This is a genomic window from Salipiger sp. PrR003, from assembly GCF_010500785.1.
Taxonomy (GTDB): domain Bacteria; phylum Pseudomonadota; class Alphaproteobacteria; order Rhodobacterales; family Rhodobacteraceae; genus Salipiger; species Salipiger pacificus_A.
Genome location: NZ_JAAGOV010000030.1, coordinates 96,806 through 120,672 on the forward strand (window position 1 = coordinate 96,806; position 23,867 = coordinate 120,672).

The 23,867-nt window shown below is 62.1% G+C and carries 15 protein-coding genes; 7 read left to right on the forward strand and 8 right to left on the reverse strand.

Features of this window, described 5'->3' with window-relative positions; translation table 11 throughout:
• Positions 1 to 18 precede the first annotated feature (18 nt).
• From mgrA to G0D83_RS07060, 4 genes are all read right to left on the reverse strand, one after another.
• Positions 19 to 1,047 (reverse strand): L-glyceraldehyde 3-phosphate reductase, encoded by a 1,029-nt coding sequence (gene mgrA, locus G0D83_RS07045; protein WP_164191103.1) that lies wholly within the window; start codon positions 1,045 to 1,047, stop codon positions 19 to 21.
• Between the two features lie 62 nt (positions 1,048 to 1,109).
• Positions 1,110 to 2,486 carry an FAD-binding oxidoreductase gene (locus G0D83_RS07050; protein WP_164191107.1) on the reverse strand — a complete coding sequence of 459 codons (1,377 nt, stop codon included), beginning with the start codon at positions 2,484 to 2,486 and terminating at the stop codon, positions 1,110 to 1,112.
• 98 nt (positions 2,487 to 2,584) lie between these two features.
• Positions 2,585 to 4,222, reverse strand: coding sequence for a hydantoinase B/oxoprolinase family protein (locus tag G0D83_RS07055; protein ID WP_092430691.1), 1,638 nt, complete (start codon positions 4,220 to 4,222; stop codon positions 2,585 to 2,587).
• Entirely contained in the window at positions 4,219 to 6,273 is a 2,055-nt protein-coding gene (locus G0D83_RS07060) for a hydantoinase/oxoprolinase family protein (protein ID WP_164191110.1), read from the reverse strand. The genes G0D83_RS07055 and G0D83_RS07060 overlap by 4 nt, the downstream gene beginning before the upstream one ends.
• 671 nt (positions 6,274 to 6,944) lie before the next feature.
• Between G0D83_RS07060 and G0D83_RS07065 the strand changes: the two genes are divergently transcribed.
• The 4 genes from G0D83_RS07065 to G0D83_RS07080 all read left to right on the forward strand — a co-directional run bounded on the left by G0D83_RS07065 (position 6,945) and on the right by G0D83_RS07080 (position 10,851).
• Positions 6,945 to 7,961: a TRAP transporter substrate-binding protein gene (locus G0D83_RS07065; RefSeq protein ID WP_164191113.1), complete on the forward strand. Its 1,017-nt coding sequence runs from the start codon at positions 6,945 to 6,947 to the stop codon at positions 7,959 to 7,961.
• A 71-nt stretch (positions 7,962 to 8,032) separates the two neighbouring features.
• The gene (locus G0D83_RS32095) at positions 8,033 to 8,617 is read left to right on the forward strand and encodes a TRAP transporter small permease (protein WP_370457183.1); all 585 of its coding nucleotides are present in this window, start codon (positions 8,033 to 8,035) and stop codon (positions 8,615 to 8,617) included.
• A gap of 13 nt (positions 8,618 to 8,630) precedes the next feature.
• Positions 8,631 to 9,935: a TRAP transporter large permease gene (locus G0D83_RS07075; RefSeq protein WP_092430683.1), complete on the forward strand. Its 1,305-nt coding sequence runs from the start codon at positions 8,631 to 8,633 to the stop codon at positions 9,933 to 9,935.
• 58 nt (positions 9,936 to 9,993) lie between these two features.
• Positions 9,994 to 10,851 (forward strand): DeoR/GlpR family DNA-binding transcription regulator, encoded by an 858-nt coding sequence (locus G0D83_RS07080; protein ID WP_235958008.1) that lies wholly within the window; start codon positions 9,994 to 9,996, stop codon positions 10,849 to 10,851.
• A gap of 856 nt (positions 10,852 to 11,707) precedes the next feature.
• Here the strand turns inward: G0D83_RS07080 and G0D83_RS07085 are convergent.
• The 4 genes from G0D83_RS07085 to repA form a co-directional block, all read right to left on the reverse strand.
• Positions 11,708 to 12,637, reverse strand: coding sequence for a DUF6635 family protein (locus G0D83_RS07085; RefSeq protein WP_164191121.1), 930 nt, complete (start codon positions 12,635 to 12,637; stop codon positions 11,708 to 11,710).
• Between the two features lie 1,938 nt (positions 12,638 to 14,575).
• A complete protein-coding gene (locus G0D83_RS07090) occupies positions 14,576 to 15,736 on the reverse strand; it encodes a helix-turn-helix domain-containing protein (protein WP_164191124.1) in 1,161 nt (386 codons plus the stop codon).
• 239 nt (positions 15,737 to 15,975) lie between these two features.
• Positions 15,976 to 17,145, reverse strand: coding sequence for a ParB/RepB/Spo0J family partition protein (locus G0D83_RS07095; RefSeq protein WP_164191143.1), 1,170 nt, complete (start codon positions 17,143 to 17,145; stop codon positions 15,976 to 15,978).
• Positions 17,145 to 18,404, reverse strand: coding sequence for a plasmid partitioning protein RepA (gene repA / locus G0D83_RS07100; RefSeq protein WP_164191147.1), 1,260 nt, complete (start codon positions 18,402 to 18,404; stop codon positions 17,145 to 17,147). The genes G0D83_RS07095 and repA overlap by 1 nt, the downstream gene beginning before the upstream one ends.
• 1,586 nt (positions 18,405 to 19,990) lie before the next feature.
• Here repA and G0D83_RS07105 point away from each other — a divergent pair.
• From G0D83_RS07105 to G0D83_RS32100, 3 genes are all read left to right on the forward strand, one after another.
• Positions 19,991 to 20,440, forward strand: coding sequence for a DUF3768 domain-containing protein (locus G0D83_RS07105; RefSeq protein ID WP_164191153.1), 450 nt, complete (start codon positions 19,991 to 19,993; stop codon positions 20,438 to 20,440).
• A gap of 299 nt (positions 20,441 to 20,739) precedes the next feature.
• A complete protein-coding gene (locus tag G0D83_RS07110; protein WP_235958009.1) occupies positions 20,740 to 22,149 on the forward strand; it encodes a ParB/Srx family N-terminal domain-containing protein in 1,410 nt (469 codons plus the stop codon).
• Positions 22,095 to 22,583 carry a hypothetical protein gene (locus G0D83_RS32100; RefSeq protein WP_235958010.1) on the forward strand — a complete coding sequence of 163 codons (489 nt, stop codon included), beginning with the start codon at positions 22,095 to 22,097 and terminating at the stop codon, positions 22,581 to 22,583. Before G0D83_RS07110 ends, G0D83_RS32100 begins: the two co-directional genes overlap by 55 nt.
• Positions 22,584 to 23,867: the final 1,284 nt, after the last annotated feature.

Sequence of the window (23,867 nt, forward strand, 5' to 3'; positions counted from 1 at the left end):
GGATCGGGAAATTTCCGGTCAGCTGCTGGTGGCACCGGCCCAGAGGTTGATGTCACCCTCGACGGCGTAGCAGTCGATCTCGGCCAATTCCTCGGCGGTGAATTCGAGGTTTTCCAGCGCGCCGACACAGTCGATGACCTGCTGTGCCTTGGACGCGCCAATCAGGGCAGAGGTAATCTCCCCGCCTCGCAGGCACCACGCGATCGCCATTTGCGCCAGTGTTTGGCCACGCCCTTCAGCAACGCGGTTCAGCTGACGAATGTTTTCGATATTCTCTTCCGAGAGGAAGCCCTCGCTCAACGTTGTGCCACGGGCGCCACGGCTGTTGGAGGGAACACCGTTGAGATATTTGCTGGTCAGCATGCCCTGCGCCAGCGGCGTGAACACGATGGAACCCATGCCGAGTTCGGCCAGCGTATCCTTCAGGCCGTCGCGCTCGATCCAACGGTTGAGCATGTTGTAACTGGGCTGGTGAATGAGGCAGGGCGTCCCGAGCTCCTGTAGGATGGCGGCGGCCTTGCGAGTCATCTCGGAGTTGTAGCTCGAGATCCCGACATAGAGCGCCTTGCCCTGCCGCACGATGCTGTCGAGAGCGCCCATGGTTTCCTCGAGCGGCGTGTTCGCATCGAAGCGGTGCGAGTAGAAGATATCGACGTAATCGACGCCGAGACGCTTCAGCGACTGGTCACAGGACGCCATGAGGTATTTGCGCGAACCGCCGTCACCATATGGCCCGGGCCACATGTCCCAACCCGCCTTCGACGAAATCAACAGCTCGTCCCTGTAGCCCTTGAAGTCGGTGCGCAGGATTTCCCCGAACGCCTCTTCGGCGGAACCTGCGGGCGGGCCGTAGTTGTTGGCGAGATCGAAGTGGGTGATCCCGAGGTCAAAGGCGGTCTGGCAAATCGCGCGCTTGGTGTCGTGCGGCGTGTCGTGGCCGAAGTTGTGCCAAAGACCCAGCGAGATCGCCGGAAGTTTCAGCCCGCTTGCGCCGCAGGTGTTGTAGATCATGTTTTCGTAGCGGGTTTCGCTTGGCGAATAGGTCATGGATTGTCCTTCCATCCTTGGTCTCGTCAGTTCGTGTGGGACGCAGCGCGCGGGCCTGGCAATCAGGCGTAGGCCTGCTTTGGCTCCCATGCGGCAAAGCGCTTCGTGGAGCGGAAGCGGTTGTATTTGAAGGGGGTCGGATCAACGGTCGGACGGTCCCCCGCCACCAGTTCCGCCATCAGCTGGCCAACCGCGGGACCCGCACCGAAGCCATGACCCGAGAGGCCCGCCGCGATATAAAGGCCCGGGATCTGTTCGACCCCGTCAATCACCGGCACGCCGTCCGCCGTGGCGTCAATCGCACCACCCCAGGCATGCGTCACCCGCGCATCGCGCAGGGCGGGCAAGGTCTCGCGCATCCCTTTCAGGGCGCGGTCGAGCATCCAGTCCGAAGGTTCGGGGTTCAACACCCGCACCGCCTCGAAGGGGGTCATCTGGTCGAGGCTCCAGCGCTTGCGCGACATGAGCTCTTCGAAGAAGTCCTTGCCGAAGCGAAGGCTCAGTTCACGCCAGCTCTTGAGGAAGACAGGCAGATAGTCGGTGAACAGGCGGAAGCTATCCGGCGTGATCGGCGCGATGTTGATATTGCGCGGACCCACGGTATAGCCGCCGTCCATCCGCTTGCGCAGGCCAAAGGCTGCGCCACCCATGGGGAAATCAGGGCCGTTGTGAAGATTTCCCGAGACGGGTTCAACGCGCGCGGCGGCGGCAATGATGTTCAGTTGCGGCAGGTGCACACCCATGTTCAGCAGGAAGGGGCGGGTCCAGACGCCTCCGGCAACCACCACGGCAGAACATTTGATCGTGCCCTTTTCGGTGACCACCGCAGAGACGGCGCCGCCGGACTTCTCGAAGCCGCGCACCGCACATTGCGTGACGATCTTTGCCCCCAGCCGGCGGGCGGCGTCGGCAAAGGCAGGGACGGCAAGCGCCGGTTCCGCGCGCCCGTCCGTCGCCGTGTGCAGGCCGTAGCTTTGACCCGGCGCGATTCCCGGCACGATCTCCTCGATTTCGCGGGCGGTCAGTTCACGCAGGGGCAGGCCGTATTCCTTGCCGGTCCTCGCCCAGCCCTCGGCCTGTTTGACTTCCCAGTCCTTCTTGCAGACGTAGACGATGCCGGTTTCCTTGTAGCCCGCTTCGATGCCGAAACGATCCTTGAGCGTGCGCCAGAGGTTGAGGCTCTGGATTGTCAGCGGCATCTCGAGCGGATCACGGCCCATCTGGCGGGTCCAGCCCCAGTTGCGCGACGACTGCTCGGCGGCAATTTCACCCTTTTCGCACAGGGTGACACGGACGCCCTTCTCCGCGAGGAAAAGCGCGGTCGACACGCCCGCCGTGCCGCCGCCGATGACCACCACATCAGTTTCGGCCGGAAGCTCGGACTCGCTCGCGACCGTGTTCAGCGAGGGGACGAACCCTCTGGTTTCACTGTTAATCATCATAAATTCTTTGCTCAGGAGGAGTTTGTTCGCGGCGTGTCTGCGGGACGGCCACGGATCATGTTCCGTGACCGTCCCTCGATGCGCTGCTAGGTCCGTCAGGCGCCGAGACCGAAGGTCGCCTTGGCGGCCGCGGCGCTGACGCGGCCCTCCGCGATGTCGCGCAGGACGGACTCTTCGGGGCGTTTCGCCGGATCACCGTAGCCACCGCCACCCGGGGTGGTGATCGACACGATCTGCCCGGGCTTCAGGTCGACCATCCCCGCGAAAGTCGTGCGCCCGTCGCCGAAGTCGAGCGTGGTGCCCTTGGCACTATGGCCGCCGTCGAGGCCCCAGGGCTGCGACCCCACGCGGGAGCTCTCGACGGTGAAGCGGCAGGCCTTCTCGGCACGGTAGACGCGCCTGACTCCCATGCCACCGCGGAACTGGCCCAGGCCTGCGCTGTCGTCCACGAGTTCGTAGCGCAGCAGCGTGAGCGGGTATTCCAGCTCCAGCGCCTCGACCGGCAGGTTCGAGGTGTTGGTCAGGCCGACATGGATGCCCGAGAGCCCGTCCGCGCCGGGGCGAGCGCCGCCACCGCCACCGATCGTCTCGAGGTAGACCCACATGTTGCCGTCGTCGTCCGCCCCGTTGAAGATCGCGCCGGTGCAGCAGCCGTTGCCGGCAGCCATGACCTTTCCCGGAAGCGCCTTGGCGAGCGCGCCGTAGACCAGATCGGTCACCCGCTGCGAGGCCGCGATCCGTCCCTCGACCGCCGCCGGATGGGCACAGTTGAGGATCGATCCCTTGGGCGCCGTCACGGTAAGCGGCCGCGCCAGACCCGCGTTTGGCAGGACGGTCGGATCAAGCACGGATTTCACCGTGAAATAGGCCGCCGCCAGAAGCGAGGTGTAGATCAGGTTCAGGCCGCCGCGAACCTGCGGCGGGCCATCGAAGGCCAGCAGCATCTCGTCGCCGGTGACGGTGATGTCGACCTTGAAGGTCATCGCGCCGGACCATTGGTTGCTGTCGAACTGGTCTTCGAAGCTGTAGGTGCCGTCGGGGATCGCCTCGATTGCAGCACGCATCTTGCGCTCGGCGTAGTCCTGCAGCGCGTCCCCGGCGGCGAGCACCTTTGCGGTGCCGTATTTGACGCAGAGGTCGCTCATCCGCTGCACGCAGAGGCGGTTCGCGGACATCTGGGCGCGCAGGTCCGAGATGCGCTCGCGCGGGACCTGGCAGTTGAGCAGGAACATCTCCTGCAGGTCGTTGTTGAGCACGCCCTCCCGGTAGAGGCGGACCGGCGGGATGCGGATGCCTTCCTGATAGATGTGCTCGTGGCCACGGTCGGCGAAGTCGGAGTGGTGCGCGGTGTTGACCGCCCATGCGACCAGCGTGCCTTCGACGAAGATCGGTTCCGCCAGCACGATGTCGGGCAAGTGCGTGGCGCCGCCCGCATAGGCGTCGTTGGCCATGAACACGTCGCCGGGCTTGATGTCGGCCATGTCGAAGCGGGCCTGAATCGCAGGGATCACGCCAAGGAATGAGCCGAGGTGCATCGGGATGTGCTCGGCCTGGCACAGCGTGTTGCCGCGATGGTCGAAGAGCGCGGTGGAGCAGTCGCGCCGCTCTTTGATGTTGGTGGAGTAGGACGCGCGCACCAGCGCCTCGCCCATCTCCTCGACGATGCTCTGAAGTGCCGAGCCGATCACCTCGACCGTGATCGGATCGATGGTCATTTTTTCGGTCGCGGTCATGCCTTCACCTCCAGGATCAGGTTGAGATAGGTGTCCACGGTGCCCGACATGTCTGGCAGGATAACCGTGGTGGTATCCATTTGTTCAACGATTGCAGGGCCCTGGATGACGTTTCCGGGGCGCAGCCTGTCCCGCGCATAGACCGCGCAGGACACGAAGTCGCCAGCTTCGGCCATATAGACATCGCGGGTGTCGATCTGCGCGGCAGAGGCATCGTGCCCCTCGACCGGCTGCGGCTTGAACTGGGCCTTGTTCACGACGCCGGCCGCCTCGAGACGCAGGGTGACGAGTTGAATCTGCTCGCCTTCCGCGACGAAGCCGAAGCGTTGGCGGTGCGCCGCCTCGAAGCCTTCCTCAAGTGCCTTGAAGGTCTCCGGGGTGATCGGACCGGCAGGCACAGCGACGGAAAGCTCGTAGTTCTGGCCCATGTAGCGCATGTCCGCGGTCCGCGTCATCACGCGGCGGTCCTCGGAGATCTCCTCGGCATCGAACCATGCGCCCGCCTGCCCCATGAGGTCGGCAAAGCCTGCATCGATGGAGGCAAGCGCGCTGTCGTCTAGCGGCAGCAGGCGCGAGATCGCGAAGTCGGCACGCAGGTCAGTGAGCAGCAGTCCGAGCGCGCAGAGCGTTCCCGGGGTCAGCGGCACGATCACCTTGCCCATGTCGAGCTCTCGGGCCAGACGTGCGGCGTGGAGCGGGCCCGCCCCGCCGAAGGCCATCAGCGCGTAGTCGCGCGGGTCGTGGCCGCGCTGCACCGAGATCACCCGGATCGCCTTCGCCATGTTTGCGGTCACCACCGAGATGATGCCCTGCGCGCTTTCCATCACGCCCAGGCCGAGCTTGTCGGCGAGGCGCTGTACGGACGCAACAGCCAGATCGCGGCGCACCTTCATGCGGCCTCCGAGGATCTCGACGGGGTTCAGCGTCTGAAGCACGATGTTGGCGTCGGTCACGGTCGGTTCTGTCGAGCCCAGGCCATAGCAGACCGGCCCCGGATGAGCGCCAGCCGAGCGCGGGCCGACCTTCAGCAGGCCGCCGCTATCGACATGGGCGATGGAGCCGCCGCCAGCGCCGACCGTGTGGATGTCGAGCATCGGCGCCTTGATCGGGTAACCGTGGACGTCGGCCTCGCCGGTAAGCTGGCAGACACCGTTCTGCAGCAGCGCCACGTCGGAAGAGGTGCCGCCCACGTCGAAGGTGATAATGTTGTCAAAGCCCGACATCTTGCCGATGGCCTGCGCAGCAACCACGCCGGTGGAGGGACCGGAGAGCACGGTGCGCACCGGCAGGTTCGCGGCGGTGTCGAAGCCGATCACGCCGCCGTTCGACTGGGTGAGCTGCGGCGCGATTTCCAGACCGATCTCTGCGAGGTTTTCCTTCAGGCGTCGGATGTAGCGCTGCATGACCGGCCCGAGGTAGGCATTGACCACGGTGGTCGACAGACGCTCGAACTCGCGGAACTCGGGCGCGACATCATGCGAGGTCGACACGAAGACATCCGGCAGCTCCTCGGCGATCACGCGCTTGGCGAGCTCTTCATGTTCAGTGTTGAGAAAGCCGTAGAGGAAGCACACGGCCAGCGACTTGATGTCCTGACCGGCAAGTTCGCGCAGCTCGGCGCGAAGCGCGGCCTCGTCGAGCGGCACATCAATGGTGCCGTCGTACTTCATGCGCTCGGGCACTTCGCGACGCAGATCCCGCGAGACCAGCTGCTCGGGCTTCTCGGCGTTCATGTCATAGAGATTCGGGCGTTTCTGACGGCCGATTTCCAGCAGGTCGCGAAAGCCGTCGGAGACGATGAGACCGGTCTTCACGCCGCGCAGCTCGATCAGCGCGTTGGTGGCAACCGTGGTTCCGTGACCGAGGAAGGACAGGTCCTTGGCGGTCTTGCCGACCTGGTCGAGGCCCTCGACCACACCCGTGGTGATGCCGCGCGAAGGATCGTCTGGCGTGGACGAGACCTTCCAGATTTCGACCTTGCCACTGTCTTCATCGAAGAGACACACATCGGTGAACGTGCCTCCGGAATCTACGCCAATTCTCCAGGCCATTTCTGCCTTCCTACCTTTTGTTCAGGCCGCGCGCGCGGCCGCTTTCTGGAATATGTCGCGCCACCGCGCGACACGCGACGACGTCCTTTGCTGCTCTCGAGGGAAAGACCTCCGCTCTCGATGTACACGAAAAGTCGGTTCGTTCCCGCTCACCCCAAAATTGAACGTTGGGAAAAACGCGCAATAGAAACGATCAAGAAGCATCAAGGTAAGATCAAGTCAGCCGCAGTTCCGGCGGCGCCCCTGCACCGCGCTTGCTCCCAAGCGGAGCAAGGCGCCGAGTGCATTTGGCATAGAGCTCAAACTCGCGCCACGCAGAAATAGCAGGATTTGGGTATTCGACGACATGAATCACTACCTTGCTCCTAGGTGGTACCGGAGAATCGCGATCATCCCCGCTACGGAGCCTACCGTTGCTCATTTGTGGTCGAAAGTGAACGAAAAAGTTTTCAGCGATGACAGAATGTCGGGATACTGGCTAAGGCATGCCGAATTTTACAGAAAAAAAGTCAAATATGAGCATCATCCATCAGATTCTATGGCGGTAAGTGAAACTTTCTTGACGAATAGGGTCCAAATGTGCCTGCATACACGCATCATTGTGCACGCCTCAATGATCGGTGCGGCGAACGTATCCGCCCGAAACGAAAGCAATCGCAGGGAGCTTTACCATGACATTCACTCGTCGCGCGTTCATGCGCACCGCCACCGCTACCGGCGCGCTCGTCGCGTTGACCGGCCCCGCCCTCGCCAACGTCCGCTGGGACATGTCCGATGAGTACGGCGCCACGTCCCTCTCTGGCCAGGCGTGCAATTTCTTTGTGAAGGAAGTCAGCAAGAAGGTCGGCGACAAGCTTAGCATCAACTACCAGGGCGGCGGCGCCCTCGGTTACAAGTCGATTGACCATTTCGATGCCGTGCAGGATGGCGGCGTGCAAGCGGCGGTCACGCTGATGACGCAACTAGGCGGCATCGATCCCCTGTTCAACCTGTCGTCGCTACCCTTCATCGCCTCCGATCTCGACGAAGCCTACTTGCTTTGGCAGGCCGCCCGCGAAGAATATGCGAAGGTCTTCGAAGAGAACAACATGGTGCTGCTCTGGGCCATGCCGAACGCGCCCTCCGGCATCCACGCAAAGATGCCGATCACCTCGGAAGATGCCCTCAAGGGCCTGCGCGTGCGCACCTATGACGTGAACGGCACCCAGACCCTCAAGAACGCGGGCGCTGCGCCGTTGCAGGTTGCCTGGTCCGACCTGATCCCGCAGCTGTCGACCGGCGGTCTCGACGCGGTACTCACCTCTGCGGACGGCGCGATCCAGCTGTCGATCTGGGACTACCTGAGCGACTTCACCGAACTCAGCTACGCCATGGGCCTGTTCATGTGCCACGTGAACAAGGACGAGTTCGACGCCCTGCCCGAGGACGTTCAGGCCGCCATGCTCGAGACCATCGAGACCTGCGACGCCTACAACTGGGATATCATCCGCGCCTCGATCGACAAGGCCTACACCAAGATGGCCGAGAACGGCATGAACATCACCCGCAGCGCGGACGTGCCGCAAGAGGTCTTCGACTTCCTGAAAGCGGCCGGTGTTCAGGTGCGCGAGACCTGGCTGGCCGAGACAGGCGAGCGCGGCGAACGCATCCTGGCCCGCTTTGAGGAACTGAAGTCCCAGCAGGGTTGATCCTTGCTATCCTCCGCGCCCTGCACAGCGGGGCGCGGAGCCCCTAGGAATGACAAACCATGGAGCGTGCAGTGAGTCCCGTAGAGAAGCCTGAACTCCCCGAGATCGAAGAGCACCACCACCCCGACCGCAACGACGATCCGGCCTGGCTTGCCTCCATCGCTCGGCTGTCGACGATCCTCAACAGGACCGCGGCCGTCATCTCGGCGGCCCTTCTGGTCGCGATGACCCTTCTCATCCTGCTCGAGATCTGCATGCGGATGTTCTCCACCTCGACCTATATGGCCGATGTTCTGGTGGGCTTCGGCGTTGCCGCGATCACGTTCCTCGCCGCGCCCTGGGCGCTGGAGGAAGGCGCAATGATCCGCGTGACAGCCCTAACCGACACGCTCTCCGGTCCGCTGCGCTGGATCGTGGAGGCCTTCGCCCTCGGCTCTTCCGCGGCCATCATGGGGTTCCTCGCCATGCACCAGTGGAAGTCGGTGGCGAAGCTTTTCGAGCGCGGTTCGGTCAGCGAACACCTGATCCCGATCCCGCTCTGGATCCCCGAGAGCTTCTTCTTCGTGGGCCTCATCCTGCTGCTCCTGCAAATGCTCGTACGGGCGCTCCGACTCATCGTGGTCGGTCACGCCGAAGAACGCGCCCTGACCCTCTGATCGGGAGATTTCCATGTCCATCACGTTTTCCGCCACGGTCATCCTGCTGCTGCTCGTTCTCTTTCTCGGCTCCGGCGCGTGGATCTTCTCCGGCCTGATGCTGGTCGGGGCCTCGGCGATGTACTTTGTCCTCGACTTCAGCGCTGCCCGCATCGGGACCATTGCCACCAAGGTGATCTCTTCCTCCGCCATCTCGTGGGAGCTTGCAGCCATCCCGATCTTCATGTGGATGGGGGACATCATCTTCCGCACCGACATCTCGCAGCGGCTGTTCCGTGGCCTTGCGCCCATGGTGGCGCGCATCCCGGGCGGCCTGCTGCACACCAACGTCTTCGGCTGCACGGTCTTCGCCGCGATCTCGGGCTCGTCCACAGCAACCACGGCGACGGTGGGCAAGATCACCATCCCCGAACTGCAGGCGCGCGGCTACGACCTGCGCCTTGCCGCAGGCTCGCTGGCCGGTGCCGGCTCCTTCGGGCTGCTGATCCCGCCTTCGATTGCCATGATCGTCTACGGGGTCCTGGCCGAAGTCTCGATTGCCAAGCTCTTTGCCGGCGGCCTGCTGCCCGGCCTGATGATGGCAGGACTTTACGCGGGTTACATCGCGCTTGTCTCGCTGCTGCACCCCGAACGTGCCCCGCGCTACGAAGGCAAGGTGGACGCCCGCGCGATCGCGCGCGGCTTTGTCGAACTGTTGCCGATCATGCTGCTCATGTTCGTCGTGCTCGGGTCGATCTACTCGGGCATCGCCACGCCGTCCGAGGCCGCCGCGGTCGGCGTGTTCGGGGCCATCGTGATCACCATCGTCACCGGTCAGTTCACGCTCAAACTCATGCGTGACAGCCTTGCCGCGACCATCCGCGTCTCGGCCATGATCCTGATGCTGATCGCCGCATCCTCTTTCCTGTCGGCAGCAATCGCCTTCCTGCAGTTGCCCAATCAGATCACGCAGGCAATCTCGTCGCTCGATCTGTCGCCCTATGGCGTTCTGCTGATCCTCGCCGGTCTCTACATCGTGCTGGGCATGTTCCTCGACGGCACCTCGATGACCGTGATGACGGTACCCATCGCGGTCCCGCTCATCGTGCAGGCCGGTTTCGACCCGCTGTGGTTTGGCATCTACCTCGTCATCATGATAGAGATGAGCGCCCTGACACCGCCAGTGGGACTGAACCTCTTTGTCCTGCAGGGCCTCACGCAGCGATCGCTTGGGGAAACCGTGCGCGCGACGATGCCTTTCTTCCTGCTGCTGTGTCTCGGAACGGTCATTCTCGCGGTTTTCCCGCAGATCGTCCTTTGGTTACCTAGCCTGCTTTGACGCACTTAGTTACCGATAGTCAGGTCAAACCGACCCAATGCCAGATTAGGAGGTCCCCTTGCGCAAGTCAGAGGACACATTGAATGAAGAGATGCTGCCGGCAGAGCGGCGGCAACATCTCATCGACTGGTTCAAGCAGAACCAGGCGGGATCCGGTCAGGATCTTGCTCGGATGCTGGGGATTTCAGTATCGACCATTCGCCGGGACCTGGACGTCCTGGCAGGCGAGGGGCTCGTGCGGCGCACCCATGGCGGCGCGGTGGCGATCCGGTCCCGCTCGAGCTACGAGCCGTCCACCGACCTGTCGCAGCGAACAGCGGTCGAGGAAAAGCTGGCCATAGTGCGCGAGGCGCTCACGCTCATCGAACCGGGCCAGTCCCTCCTGATCGATACCGGCGCCGTCATTTGTCATCGCCTGGCCGACGAGATCGCAAAGATCGAGTTTCCGCTTACCGTTATCACCAACGATCTCTACGTGGCCAAGCAGCTGACCTACCGCGACAACATCACCCTGATCGTGCCGGGAGGCGCGTGTCGTGTCGGCTCGTTCAGCCTGCTGGGAGAGCCCGGGCTGGGCTTCCTGAAGAATATCCACTGCGACATCTTCTTCACCTCGGCCACCGCAATCGACGAGAATGGCACGTCGGAAACCAATCTGGAACTGGGGCACATGAAGCGAGCCATGGCCGCCGCCGCAAGAGAGGTCGTGCTCATCGCCGACAGCAGCAGGTTCATGTCCTGCGCCCTGCACCGCACGGTGCCGATCAATTCCATCGACCTCATCATCACGGACGCGGGCCTGCTCGAAGAGGACCGCGCCAAGTTTCCGCCGCACAAGCCGCGCTTCAAGACCATCGACAGAACACAAGTGGCCGTGCCGGACGCGGATGACATTGGTCCAAACACGCCCTCCTGAATTTTGGACTTCGAGGTGCTGAGCATCTGAGCCAGCCCCATTGTCGGCAGCGAACTTTGGCTCTGAATTCGGTCACGGGGCCATCTTCGTCGATCGCCTTCGGCACAAGCGGCTTGGTCCGTCGGAGTGGGGTTTAAGTCCAGTTAGGTCGCCGTCCTTCCCTAGAGCGCGGCCTCACTGCTAGGGCCGCTGGGATGCGTGTTTCGGTCGGTGGTCAGCGCGGCAGCTGCCAACACGATGCTGATTCAATAGAATCAAGACGTGCCCATCGCAATTGCGTGCTCGCTGTCTGGACTGGCATCAGTCGGTCCCGGCGCATCGCCAGAACCACGTCCCCGTGGTTCCTCAGAGGCCCGCGTCCCATAGACCCCATGATCGCGGAGTGGGCTGACTGGGTCGGCGGCCCTTCCCAAGATAATACACCTTTGAACAGGGAAGCCTCCCAAATTTTACGAAGCGACAAATGACTCCAGGTGCGTACGCGGCCTGTGGGTTAACAGTATGTGGTTCTTGAATTTTTCGAGCCCTCTTCTGCGTCTGTCTCATGCCCAAAGGAGTGCCCGGTCGGATAACGCTGAAGTATGTAACGCGGTCTGCCGTGCCAAGTCAGCTCACTCCGCAATCATCAGGTCTAGGAATGAGCTCGCGACCAAGCGCGGGTACCCCTACTCGAGCTGCGGTGGGGGGAAGGTTACCAGCATCACGGTTGAGGGCTGCGATTCCGCCCAAAAGATGCTCGCAAGGAGAGTGCATACAACGCTGCCGCTCGATCAAACGAGGTATAGACCCATGCCGTGCGCCTGGTACTCTTGGCACTCGGGCCATGACGCTCGTCCAGGGATAGTCCAGACTGTCCTCACCGGAAGTGCCTGAACAGCCCACCGGCGATATCGGCGATGTCGAAGACCCGCGCATAGAGGTGCTCGCGCGCCGCGAAGGGAGCGGTATCCGACCCTGTCATGTCCCGCTCCACGGCGGTGACCAACCGGAGCAGACGTGCCTGATGGACACCGAGCCGGGTCTGGACGGGATCGGCCAGGATGCCCGCAAAGGCCGTGACGACGGCCGCCGTGACGATGGGCATCAGGGCGACCGTGACAATGGCCAGGGGCGAGGCGCCGACTGGGAAGGCGCCGTACCAGAGACCGCCCAGTCCACGCCCGAGCGGGAAGTTCCCGATCGCGGCGTCCATGGCGTAGGTATCGGCCAGCGCAGGCGCCAGGGACTGCATGCCCGGGGTCAGGCGATGGAAGAGCCAGGCCCCGAAGCAGATTGTCAGCAGCACCGTGGTCATTTCGGCCACGGCCGACCGGGTGCCGGTGTAGGTCTTGATGGTCGCGGCGGCGCGTTCTGCCCGCCTGCGCGTCTCTGCCTCGCTGAGGGACGCGTCATCGCGAAGCGGAGGAGCCTCGGCGACGCGATCCACGATGGAGCGCCCCGGACCGCCCGTCAGGGCAAAGACATGCTCGAGAAGCCCCTCCTCCACCGCGCGAGCCGTGCGCGTGGGCAGGATCAGGTGGATGCGCCCCAGAAGGCATGAAGCGCGTCTCAGGCGCACCACCCGCATCAGGAGCGCGACGAGGCGGAGGACCGCATGCAGGGGCGCCAGGACGACGTTGAGCGGGACACAGAGGATATCAAGGCCCAGGGCCCTGCGATGCAGACGGGCCGATCCCGCGAAGGAGAAGGTCGACGCGACATGACTCTCGATGCGCGCCCGCGCCTCGGTGAAGTAGTCCTCGGGCTCCGAAGGCCGGGTCGCAGCGCTGCATTGTCGTCCTTTCACCGGACCGAGCTCCCTGCCCGGCCCCGTTCGCAGATAAGACGCCCGCGGCCAGCTTCCAAGCGATGAACAATGCCTGGCGCGCCAATGGCGGCCAATCTCTGCCACCCCTTTCCTTGGCTCACGACCCGGAGGGAGTGTCAGTCGGCCATGCTGCGTTTGTCGAACAGAATCTCACGTAGGGCCATTTGTATCTACAACTGCATTATGCGAAGTCTTGCACCGATCGCGGTCCCTTGATCCGTGCGCGCGACCCGCCGCCACAGCACTGCCCGGTCTCTGTTAATCTCATGCAACGGTTCCGGCGCCCTCGGGACTTCAAGAGGTCCGGCGGCATGGCCCGGATTAGTGGCACAAATTAGTGGCATGAAGTCGCGAAATTTCTTAACTAATTAACTATATTTCAGATACTTAGATAAATCAATTAGCGGCAGGAGACGGGCCCTGGGATCGCCGAGATGATCACAGCCCCTTCTCCTTGGGTCTTACGCCGGCCCGCATGTCCTCAGAGAGGGCCGGACATCGCGGAGAATGAAAGGAATGACGATTGCCAAATCTCTGGGCTTGAAAGTCGTGTTCGCGATCAGAGTTGGCTTGCCCCAAAACGTTCTAGTTTTGGTCAGTTAAAATAGCCCCGAAAGAAGTGTGTATAACATCCCGCATTCGCTCTCAGAGCTGCAGGCCCCTTGCCCGTCAGTCAGGGGGGCGAGAGTATCTTGGTGATCTCCGTGCCGTCTAGGTGGCAGAATTCGGCCACATAGACCGGCAGGTCGACACGGCGTGGTACTGTGCACACGGCGCGGTCTCGGAGGACATGTTGAGGGCCTACGCTGGGCGCATATTTTTCGCTGGGACCGCATGCGGGGCCCCTGCCCCGTCGCCGCAACTGATGGGCATATACATTGCGGCCGTCGCTACGGCCTTCGATCGGAACAGCGTGACCCTTTCGGTGGCCTCGTTCCAACGGCACATAGCCAGCGGTCCTTGCAAGTACGGACGTCGGGGACATTGTCGTGAGTGAGCCGTAGAGGCTGATGTTCGGATAGTGAATTCGAAGTGTCGGCACTGCGAGCCCAACTCCAGAATTCTCAGGGAGTACCGCGGTTCACATGGTGGTCTACTTCGATTGCGCGTACATCCCATACGGTCGAAAGATCAAGCGCCACATACTCGTCCATACCCTGATGGACGTTCTGAAGAAGGAGGATCGCATCGGCCCCGACCGGCGCCAATTCCAGCCTTCCAGCCATTCTCATTCATCTGTTTCGCTGACGCATTAGGCACGCGCTGTTGCCACAGGAGTTATTGACTCGATAGCTGGGTCGTCTCTTGGGTCGGGAAGGGACAGCGTGCGACAGGAGGAAGCTAGGGCAGATCATCGCGGCCCGCTTCTCTAATTCCTGGAAGATGAAGGTCAAGGTCTTTCACTTACGTACACGAACAGTGCCACGGCGCACTGAGGTGCGTACTTAGACCTTTCTTTTGCGTTGCGTCTCGAGACCGAGGTTTCAGGCTGGCGTCAAGAGATCGGAGTGGGATCGATGTGCGACTCGTCCGTGATCCGCGCTCTTTTGGGCAGAGGCACCCCAGAATTTTTATGAAACGAACAGGAAGTCCGATGGGCTGCATGGGAAAAAATCGCAGTTTTACGAGAAGGGCAAAATACTGTGACCGCGGTCACAGATGGACTGTTGTGGCCGTAGCTCAAAAGGTTCAAGGCAGATGCCGGGAGCAAGGGTAGGGATCCCAGACCGATTTGTGACCGCGGTCACAAACGCCTCTCTGGCAAGCAACCCACTCGTGAATCTTAAATCCGTTGAACTGTGACCGCGGTCACAAATCCTCAAGGCATACTCGTACGGTCCCCTTCGCACTGCGATCAGTACCACAGAGCGAGAGAGCGGGGTCCTTCACGTGGAGCGTCGATTTGAGAGACCGCACTCATATCGACGCTCTACCGCTGTGTAGTCTGCCGCCAGCGATTGTCTCCCCACGCGCATTGGCGCGAAGAAGGCTTTTCAGATACCCCTCCGGATTTGGGACCCGGCCGATCTGCCCAGCGATGTAATCGAGAAGGATGGCAGTGCCATCGGGTCCGAGGCGAGCGACGGTGTTTGACAGGACTGGTTCTCTGAGACCAAGGAAGCCTCCGAACTCAAAGATCTTGCTGAGGAGATCGCGGACACTTGTTGGGGGGCGTGGATAGAAAGCCTGGAGTTCCTTCAGCTCGTTCCATTCGTTGCAATGATGCAGCGTTGGCGTCTGCGTATTGCTTCGGCCCGAATGCACTGAGTTTCTTTTGTTAGAATCTTTTTGGTCAGACTCTATGTGTCCGACATTTTGCTCGTCATCGACCGCCTTTTTGTCGGACTGCGCGTCGGAACAGCGGTACAGAGTCTCTGTTCTGGCCAGCGCTGTAGCTTCTTGTTCTTCGGGTTTGATCTTGGCTTCGATGGCTTCGATCTCTGCAGCCATAGATTTGAGATCCAACAAAGCCAGAGTTCGGCGGCGAAGGACCGTGCGCCATGCTTTAATGCGCTCAATAAGCGCGTGCGTGTCGTTCACCGCTGCGAGAGTGAGGTCCTCGAGCTCTCGTAGCTTGGCTCGCAAGGAAGAGCGCATTTCAGCCTTATGTGCTTCTGCCGCGCGGAATCTTTCGCGGAGTTGCATCAGTTCATCCGCACGCTCGACAAGAGGGGAAAGGTCGATGCCGTAGCCGGAACGTACCTTGCCCTCACCATCTCGCACGGCGAAGCGACGCCGGTTGGCGCTCATGCGTCGGGTTACGAGACCGGCCTTCTCTAGGCGCTGCTCCGCCCTCAGACGTGTGTGTTCCTCAACCCCCACGGCGCGGCGACAAACTTCTGCCCCGCTCATGAAGCTGACGTTGGGATTGGCTGCCAGAAGGGGGCCCTTCGGCAGAACAGACAGGTGGGCCTGGAGAATCCTGAGATCGCGATCGGAGACACCAAGAGGCTTCCGGAGTTCTGCTACGCACTCCAGAAGGTCCCAGCGGTCGATTCCGGAGCTGAGCGCCCCGGTCGCTTGGCCACAGGAAGTCCAGTGCCCGCGCTGCTCATTCGCGGACATTTTTGTCATCATGCTCGATTCTCAGAAGACAAACGGAGACCGTTCACCGAAATCGGTGTTGAAAATGATTCGAAAATGTCCTAGGTAGAGTTTGCTACAAGACTACCGCAGGACCCTTCGGAGTTCGGAAAACCGGATTTCGGGGGGTCTTTCTTTTTGTCTGGTCTGTCCTTTCCTCGTTTGTTTCTCTCGTTTTTGCTCTGTGACCGCGGTCACAGAACGCACTCAATCCTGACTGCTTTGCTCAGCAATCAGGAATTCTTGTCTCCCTGAGCGTCCTTTATGACCTGTCTTACAAGGTCCGGGAGCGCGTCCTCGATACGCTGCAGGAGATTGGGATCCAGGCCTCTATCGATCTTGAGGACCAGTTCCTTGGGCTTGCGTTGCACTGTGCCAAAGCCGGGCAGGGGGCGTTTCTGCGCGCGTGCTGTCGCCTTGGTGGGTCTCGCGCCTTCGGCTACATCGGTGCCATTGTCGGCATTCTCGGACGCTTGGGTCTTCAGATCCTGGAGCATGCGCTCGAGGGCGTAGAACCGCAGCGTCGACTGCGGAATGCTCTCATTGCCGGACGAGTTTGTGGAGACACGCTTTGCCCAAAGTTCGGCGATTTCGTCAGCGAAACGATCAATGCCCTGAGTAATCAAATTCGACACCTCGTCGGGAGACATGGGGCTCTCCTCAAGCAGGGAGCGCAGGTCCATCCAGCGGCGTCGGCCGATGTCGGGCGCATCACCGATACGGCTGATGATCTCGGGCCCGATCACTTCGTAGATGCGGATCATCCTATTGATCAGGGTTCGATCCGAACTGTAGATCTTGGCGATCTCATCGTCCGAGTGGCCTGATTTCGAGGCGAGATAGGCCAGCTGCGATCGCCCGATGAAGGTCGTGTCTTTGCGGGCGCTGTTCTCACTGATCAGAGAGCGGAGAAGTTCCTCGTCTGTGATCTTGAGGACAAGCCCCTTGATGCTCTCCCATCCGAGCGCACGCGCCGCTGCGACACGGCGGCGGCCAACAATGATCTCGTACACTGGCTTGCCAGCTCCGGGGGCCGCATACCGAACCTTGACCGCCGTTTCCTGGCCGTTCTCCTCGAGGCTCTTCATGAGCGGCTCAAGATCCTCGGTTAGATCGATCCGGTCGTGGATGCGGGAGTCCCCGATCTGGTCGAGCGGGATTTCCTGTATCGATGCCTCGCTAAGATCTTTCAGCGAACGCTTCATAGCCATGACGGCGGGGGTGGGCGGGACACCCTTGTCACCTGGCGCTTGGTCCAGTCCAGCGGACATCAGCGAGGCGATGCCGACCTTACCCGCAGCCTGCGACTTCTCGACGGGCGGTGCAGCCGGCTCTGCAGCCTCATTCGGTGACGGTTGCTCCCGAGGGAGGGCGCGATCAAAGACGCTCGGGCGACGGGCCATTACAGATCTCCCCTGATCGGACCGCGCTTCCAGGCGGCTTGCACCATGTTCTCGAGTTCGTCCTGAACCGCGTTGAAGGCGGACCAAGCACGTTTGAACGTGCCGCGGTTCTGATCCCGGGGCTCGATCTCGTAGATTGTGCGTTGCTCACTGGCAGCCCGGGTGACGAGCGTGGAGTCGAGCACCTCAGACTTGAGAACCTCGCGCCCAAACTGGTGCCGCAGGAAGCGGGTGATATCCTGCTGGTTGTTGTCGGTGTTGTCGTAGCGCGTGATCAGATAGCGCATGAAATCCAGCGGCGGCTCCACGCCCTGCTCGGAGATCGCGTTTACCAAGTTGCCCATGAGCGCCAAAAATTGGGCCATGGATGCCACATCGTACATGCTGGGCTGGATCGTCGTGATGATCCCGGTCGTCGTGTTCAGCGCGGTCAGCGTCAAGAAGCCGATCTGCGGCGGGCAGTCGATCACGACGATGTCGTACTGGTCCTCGATCTCCCGCAGCGCGTTGCCCATTCGCATGTAGAACGGCATGTAGCCAGTTTCGCGCAGGTAGAGCGCGCTCTCAGTCTCGTACTCGGTGAGCATGATGCCGGAAGGCACGTAATCGAGGTTGTGGAAGTAGGTCTCGGTCTTGATTACCTGGGAAATGGGGACCGGCTTCTCGTAGCGTAGCGCGTCGTAGATGGTTCCGCCTTGCGCGTAGTCTATCTCCGGGCGCACCCCGAAATGCATGGTGAGGGTGGCCTGTGGGTCGAGGTCGATCGCCAGAACGCGATATCCGCGCAGGGCGAAACCTTGCGCGGCATGTATGGCGCTGGTGGTCTTTCCCGATCCGCCCTTGAAGTTCATGAAGGTGAGAACCTGGAGATGGTCATCCCTGGTCCTTCGACCGGGCAGAAACTTGTCTGGAGACCGCGCTTCAGCCTGAAAGTACATGCGCACAGCATCGATCTGCTCGGCGGTGTACCAGCGGTGGCCCCGGGCATCCTGGAAGACGTCAACGGGCTGGCCGTCGAAGCCCTTGATCTCGGCCTCCGAGAGCACCTTGCGCAGGTTGGGAACGGAGGTGCCAATAAAGTCGGCGGCTTCGGAGGCGCTGTAGAGACGCAGGCTCTTGGCAGCATCCGGCCGGAACGATTCCGTCATCAGCATCGCGAGTGATTGCGAGAGTTCGTCACCACGGGCTACGATGTACTCGTGAAACGTCTCATGCTTGCCCCATGGGGATTCCGAGACGACCTTGGTGGTCTGGTTCATCTGCTCGACTCCTGCGTTGCGCTTAAATCGTTTTGTTTTGCTTTTAGCGCAATATAGGAGGTCGCACGGAAACCCAGTTTAGGCAACTTTTTTCTGCAAAATCAGTGCCAAATTTATCCACAGAGGAACACCAGGTGTGCCCCAATAAGCGCAATGCATTGAAATACAACAAGATTTTTCGCGTGTGGAATATGCATCTCCGCCGCCAAGCACGTTTTGCGTATAAGGTATTGAATTTGTGACATTTTTGTAGAATTTGGTGGACTTACGAGGGCTTTCCGGTGTCCTCAACCATGAGGCGATACGCGGCAAGGCGCCACAAGGGATCGTGTCTACTCGACCTCTCGGCGGAACATCTTGGCAAGATTCGCTTCCATCAGAACGCGGTCTAACCGAAGAAGCGCGGTCGCCTTGAGGCCAGCCCAACGCGCATCTCACGTGAGAAGCAGCGTGCTCTCAATCCATTTTTGCGCGCTGCTCTTCTGCAGAGGCCTCGCGCTAGTAGAGAGGTAGAATGTTTCGACCATCGGTGGAACGAGGCACTGATCGCCACTGTCTCCTTGAACTCAAGGGTTCCGGAGCGATGTGGTTGAGGAGATGGTCCGCGAAGCAGGTGTTCCTGAGATCCGTTCGTGACGACGTCATAAGTTACGTCCATGAACATCTGGCGGGACTTTATGAAGGGAATGGCATCCGCTACTGGCAAAAAAACCTCGAGCTGAAAGGCATAGGCTCGGCCAACGAGCCATTTCGTGCTGTCATGCTGGCGAGTCCTCGGTGCTGCAGATGCATGTTCGTAGTGGGCAATCGAGCTTGGAATGTTGGGGGCCCATCCTGCCCGTGCACGCTCTCGAGCCAAGCTCGAGAGCGCGCCCGTTCAGGACCGCGTCCTAGTCTCCGGCGGGCTGTGCCCGCCTACGACCCGAGCCTTACCCCCTCGCTCTCCCTGAGGCCCAAGTGCGGCGCATGCCGTCTCTTTTGAGCCAGCCCGCGCCGCGGCCCCATGGTCGATCAAGAGAGACGTCTCGGCCCTTCGGGTGACGACCGTTCCCTGCGGCTCCGCCTCCGGCTTGTGCGAGTGCCTTGTGTTCGCGGCATCTTCCTGAGCCCCGCCTCGCGAATATTCCCGCGGTGGACATCTGGGCTGTGTCCTTACGTCTACCGGCCTCGCAGCTTCTGGTGTCGGCATTTGAATTCTCGAGAGAGAGCCGCGCGGGGCGCGCGGCTCGCATGGGGCCGAAGGGCAGGGCAGGGGCTCGACGGGCTGGCGCCCGCTCACCCCCGCCCTGGCATGATGCTGTTTGTTTGTCCGCCCAACAGACCGGCCCCGGAAAGTCAAAAGACAAGCGCCGCCCTTGGCGTCGTCTCCGCCGGGGCCGTGTCCTCGCGCTGCGCGCTGCGGGCCGCACCACCCCCGTCTCCGATCCTTTGACTGTCCGTGTCCGGCCCGTGGGTCGGGCTTCGCCCTCTCCCACTCTGTTCCGCCGAAAACATGCGTTTCCGGTCAGACAGAATGGCCGAGGCGCAGCCCATCGGCGGAAGGCGGGCACCATGCCCCCACCGCCTTCACCACGAAGGAGGCCACTATGGCTCAGTTTCATTGCACCAGCTGCGGAGAGGTCGAGGAACATGATCTCGTCACGCTCGAAGCTTGTGCATCCTGCGGCGCGACCAGCGTTGTTAATCTCGAGGCTCAGGCGGCGCAGGTCGCCAAGGCGAACGATGCGTTTCGCGCTGCCATCCTCAGCGGTGGACATCCAGTCTATCGGGGCCGCGCTGTCTGCACACAAGGCGTTGCCGCCGAAGGACTGGATTTTGTTGTCCGCGCGCAGATCGCGGTCGCGGCGTTCTCGGAGTTCACCGAGGGCAACGACCCCTACGGCGATCACACCTTCGGGGCTGTCACCGTCGCGGACAAAACCGTCTGGTTCAAAATCGATCTCTATGACGAGAGCTATTCGTTCGGCACCGATGACCCGCTCGACGACGCCCGGACCCGCCGCGTCCTGACCCTGCTGTTCCCCAGCGAATACTGACACCGGCGGCGGGGCGCATCGTGCCCCGCCCTTGCTCCGGACTGTCCCGCGCTACGGGGCAGGGGGCAGGCAAACGCCGGTTCCAGTCCCCAGAGCGGGAAGGAGGTGAGATCAATCAGCGATGAAACCATGAAGCGCCGCATTGCCGAGGCATGGGCGCTTCTCAGGAAGGGCGATCACTTTGGCATCGGCCGCCGCTTCCTGATCCAGCACGGGACCGTCTAGGCCCCCACGCCTCAGCCCACCAGGGCTGGGGCAGCCATACCACAAAATTCTCAATCACCACAAGGAATGTCCCAATGACCAAGCAGAGCTCCATTACCGCGGATGACGCCCGTTTCCCGCTCTCCAAGCTGACGCTGTCCGAGATGAACCCGCGCCAGAACGTGCCCGTTGCCGAGGTTGAAGAACTGGCGGAAAGCATCTGGACCGCCGGGCTGATCCAGAACCTTGCCGGGATCATCGACGGGGTAGGGGGTGCGGAAATCGTTGCGGGTGGCCGCCGCCTTCGTGCTCTGCACCTGCTCGCCGAGCGGCACCCGGACCTTGCACAGGAACGCCCGGAGCTGGCGAACCCTCCGGTGCGCATCGCGCCCGATCTGTCCACCGCGCAGGCCTGGGCCGTGGCCGAGAACGCTGCGCGCCGCGACCTGCACCCCGCTGATGAAATCCGCGCCTATGGAAAGATGGAGCGCAGCGGCGCGACGCCCGCCGTCATCGCCCGCGCTTTCGCCGTGACCGAAAAAAGCGTCTGCCGCCGTCTTGCGCTGGCCGGTCTGCCCGAGGCGGTGATCGACGCGCTGGCCGCGAACGAAATCACCCTCAATGCCGCCGCCTGCTTCACCATCAGCGCCGACGCGGTACGCAGCCTCGAGGTGCTGGAGCAGTGCCGGGGTGAGAACTGGTCCGACCACCAGATCAAGAAGGCATTGAAGCCCGATGCGGTGAAAGACAGCGACCGCCGCGCGCAGTTTGTCGGGATCGAAGCCTATCAGGCCGCAGGGGGCCGGATCGGAGGTGACCTTGTCGCCGAGGAAACCCTGCTCGATGATCCGGAAATTCTCGCCACCGTCTTCGCGGAGCGGTTGGCAGAACGGGCCGAGACCTACATGCGAGACGGCTGGAAATGGGTCGAGGTGAGCGAGGATGACTATCTCGGTTACTGGTTCCTGCAGGAGAATGGCTTTGAGCGCATCTACAAGGAGGAGGGCGAGCTATCCCCCGAGCAGTCTCAGCGGTTTTCTGACCTGTCGGAATTGGCCGAGGCCGACGCTCTGGATGCAGAAGGGCAGGAGGAGTTTGACGCTCTCAACGCGGTCTTGGCCGGCACCTATACCGAGACGCAGAAGGCGCATGCCGGTCTGATCCTCTATGTCGACCGTCAGGGCGCGCTTCAAACCTGCGAAGGGCTTATCCGCAAGGGTGACAAGGCGCAGGCCATCGCGGCGGGCATACTGGAAACATCGCACCATGGCACAGACGAAACCCCGAAAAGCCCGATCTCCCAAAAGCTGCGCGAGGATCTGGCCCGCGTGTCCCAGGGCGCGCGCCAACACGCGGCACTGCGCGATCCCGATCTGCTGATCGATCTTCTTGCCTACCAGTTGAGCCATGATCTGCGCTGGAGCAAGCCCTTCGGGCTTTCCACCGAGACGTGCCGAACTGGCCGACCACAGACGGCGAGGGCTACGCGCTCGATGCACGCCTGACGGAAGACCTGCCGCGCGACATGTATGGCAAAGACCTTGCCAAGAGCTTCCGCGCCTTCCGCCAAAAGGGGGGCGAGCATGTTCGCGGCGAATTGGTCCGCTTCCTCGCGGCACAGTTGCAGGGTGGAGACGAGAAGCTGGCCGCGCTGATCGAGAAGGAAACCCAGCCCTGCACACGCGAGGTTTGGACGCCGAATGCCGCCAACTTCTTTGGCCGCGTGGGGGGCGCCTACCTTTCGGACCTGTGGCGCGACCTGCTGGACCTCTCCGCAGTGCACCCCACAGGCACGAGCTTCGATAAGCTGAAGAAAGCGGAGAAGGCTGCGAAGCTAGACGCCCTGTTCTCCGGCGATCCCGCCCTGCGCAGCGTGCTTGGCGTCACCGACGCGCAGGCGGCGAAGATCGACGCATGGCTTCCCGAGGGCATGCAGTGAAACACGGGCGGGGCGCATGCGCCCCGCCTTCCCGGGTGGGACGGCGGGAGGGCTAAACAGCGACCCCGTTCAGGCCGGCCCGTCTGTCCGACCCATACCGTTCCGCGCGGATGCCGCATGGCGCGCCCCGCAACTTTCGATGGAGGCTCTCATGCCCGATTTCATTGCCCACCGTCACCCTGTCCTGGCCGTCCGCTGCCCGGAGTGTAATCGCGCCCCCGGGGTCTGGTGCCGCCGTCCGAGCGGGCATAGGGCGAGCGATTTGCACCAGCGCCGATACACGGAGGCGGACCGCGCCTTTTTTGATCAGCACGGTCCCGACGCGAGCGTCGCGCGTGATGGCGACGGTTGGCTCATTGATCCGCGTGGGCGCACCGGCATCCGTCCTCGTCCCGAGCAGGCCAACTGATCCCTGATCTGTCCTTTGTGGTGAAGGACCACCTGGCCCCGCTTCGGCGGGGTCCTTTTTTGTGCCCCAAGGGTGTCCTGCCAGGGCAGGGCGCAAGACCCTGCCCTGGCAGGACTGGCGCTGTCCGCGCGGGAACCGCTCTCGCGGAAGGGCCCACGTTGCCCAGAGTTGTCTACATCCATGTTCGAGCGCGGCGAGAGGTACTGGGTAGGCGCAGAAAAGCCGCTCTCGACCGCTGCGCCATGCTGGCACTTTCAGCCTGATCCATTCAGGGTCCGGGAAGGTGCTCGCCGGCACTTGGGCCTAGCCCTCAAGGCGGTCCGCGACGGAGGCTCGGCACGAGATCGCGCCGATATTTCCGGATCACCGTCTCGAGCGCATCTGGCGATCCTCGCCTCGGCAGCGCGCTTTCTATCAATGGTAAGCCAGCCGCGATGCAGTCGTTCACGCCTCCCTTGAGCCCCATGCCCGGGGGCCGCGCCCGCCGTCTTCCGCAGCAGGGCCGCCAGGCGCCCTAGAGTGGTGAGCTCGTCCCCCTTGGTGTCTTCGGCATCCTCATAGGACCCGCCGCTCGAGACGTGACCCAGGGCAACAGTCTCTTTCGCCCCGGATGCAGTGAAGAACGTGATGGGACGTCGCTGACGCTGCGCGCCACCGCCCGCGATCATCTGACCGGACAGCGGCGATGCCGGAGGCTCCGAAGCCGCCGTCCATGATTATCCCGCCTGCAGAGAGCCAAGCTTGCAATATCCCGCCCTGTCTCCGCCAGCGTGTTTCGGACACTCAACATGACTCGGCCCGCTCTTCGCGACCGGTCGGCGCTAAAGCGCCGTCCTTCAAACGAAAAACCGGCTTCCGCTTTGCGGACCCTCCGG

Bases quoted from the DNA above. Each gene is read 5' to 3' on its own strand.
- mgrA (WP_164191103.1), bottom strand. From the start codon at position 1,047: ATGACCTATTCGCCAAGCGAAACCCGCTACGAAAACATGATCTACAAC.
- G0D83_RS07050 (WP_164191107.1), bottom strand. From the start codon at position 2,486: ATGATTAACAGTGAAACCAGAGGGTTCGTCCCCTCGCTGAACACGGTC.
- G0D83_RS07055 (WP_092430691.1), bottom strand. From the start codon at position 4,222: ATGACCGCGACCGAAAAAATGACCATCGATCCGATCACGGTCGAGGTG.
- G0D83_RS07060 (WP_164191110.1), bottom strand. From the start codon at position 6,273: ATGGCCTGGAGAATTGGCGTAGATTCCGGAGGCACGTTCACCGATGTG.
- G0D83_RS07065 (WP_164191113.1), top strand. From the start codon at position 6,945: ATGACATTCACTCGTCGCGCGTTCATGCGCACCGCCACCGCTACCGGC.
- G0D83_RS07075 (WP_092430683.1), top strand. From the start codon at position 8,631: ATGTCCATCACGTTTTCCGCCACGGTCATCCTGCTGCTGCTCGTTCTC.
- G0D83_RS07090 (WP_164191124.1), bottom strand. From the start codon at position 15,736: ATGATGACAAAAATGTCCGCGAATGAGCAGCGCGGGCACTGGACTTCC.
- G0D83_RS07095 (WP_164191143.1), bottom strand. From the start codon at position 17,145: ATGGCCCGTCGCCCGAGCGTCTTTGATCGCGCCCTCCCTCGGGAGCAA.
- repA (WP_164191147.1), bottom strand. From the start codon at position 18,404: ATGAACCAGACCACCAAGGTCGTCTCGGAATCCCCATGGGGCAAGCAT.
- G0D83_RS07105 (WP_164191153.1), top strand. From the start codon at position 19,991: ATGGCTCAGTTTCATTGCACCAGCTGCGGAGAGGTCGAGGAACATGAT.
- G0D83_RS07110 (WP_235958009.1), top strand. From the start codon at position 20,740: ATGACCAAGCAGAGCTCCATTACCGCGGATGACGCCCGTTTCCCGCTC.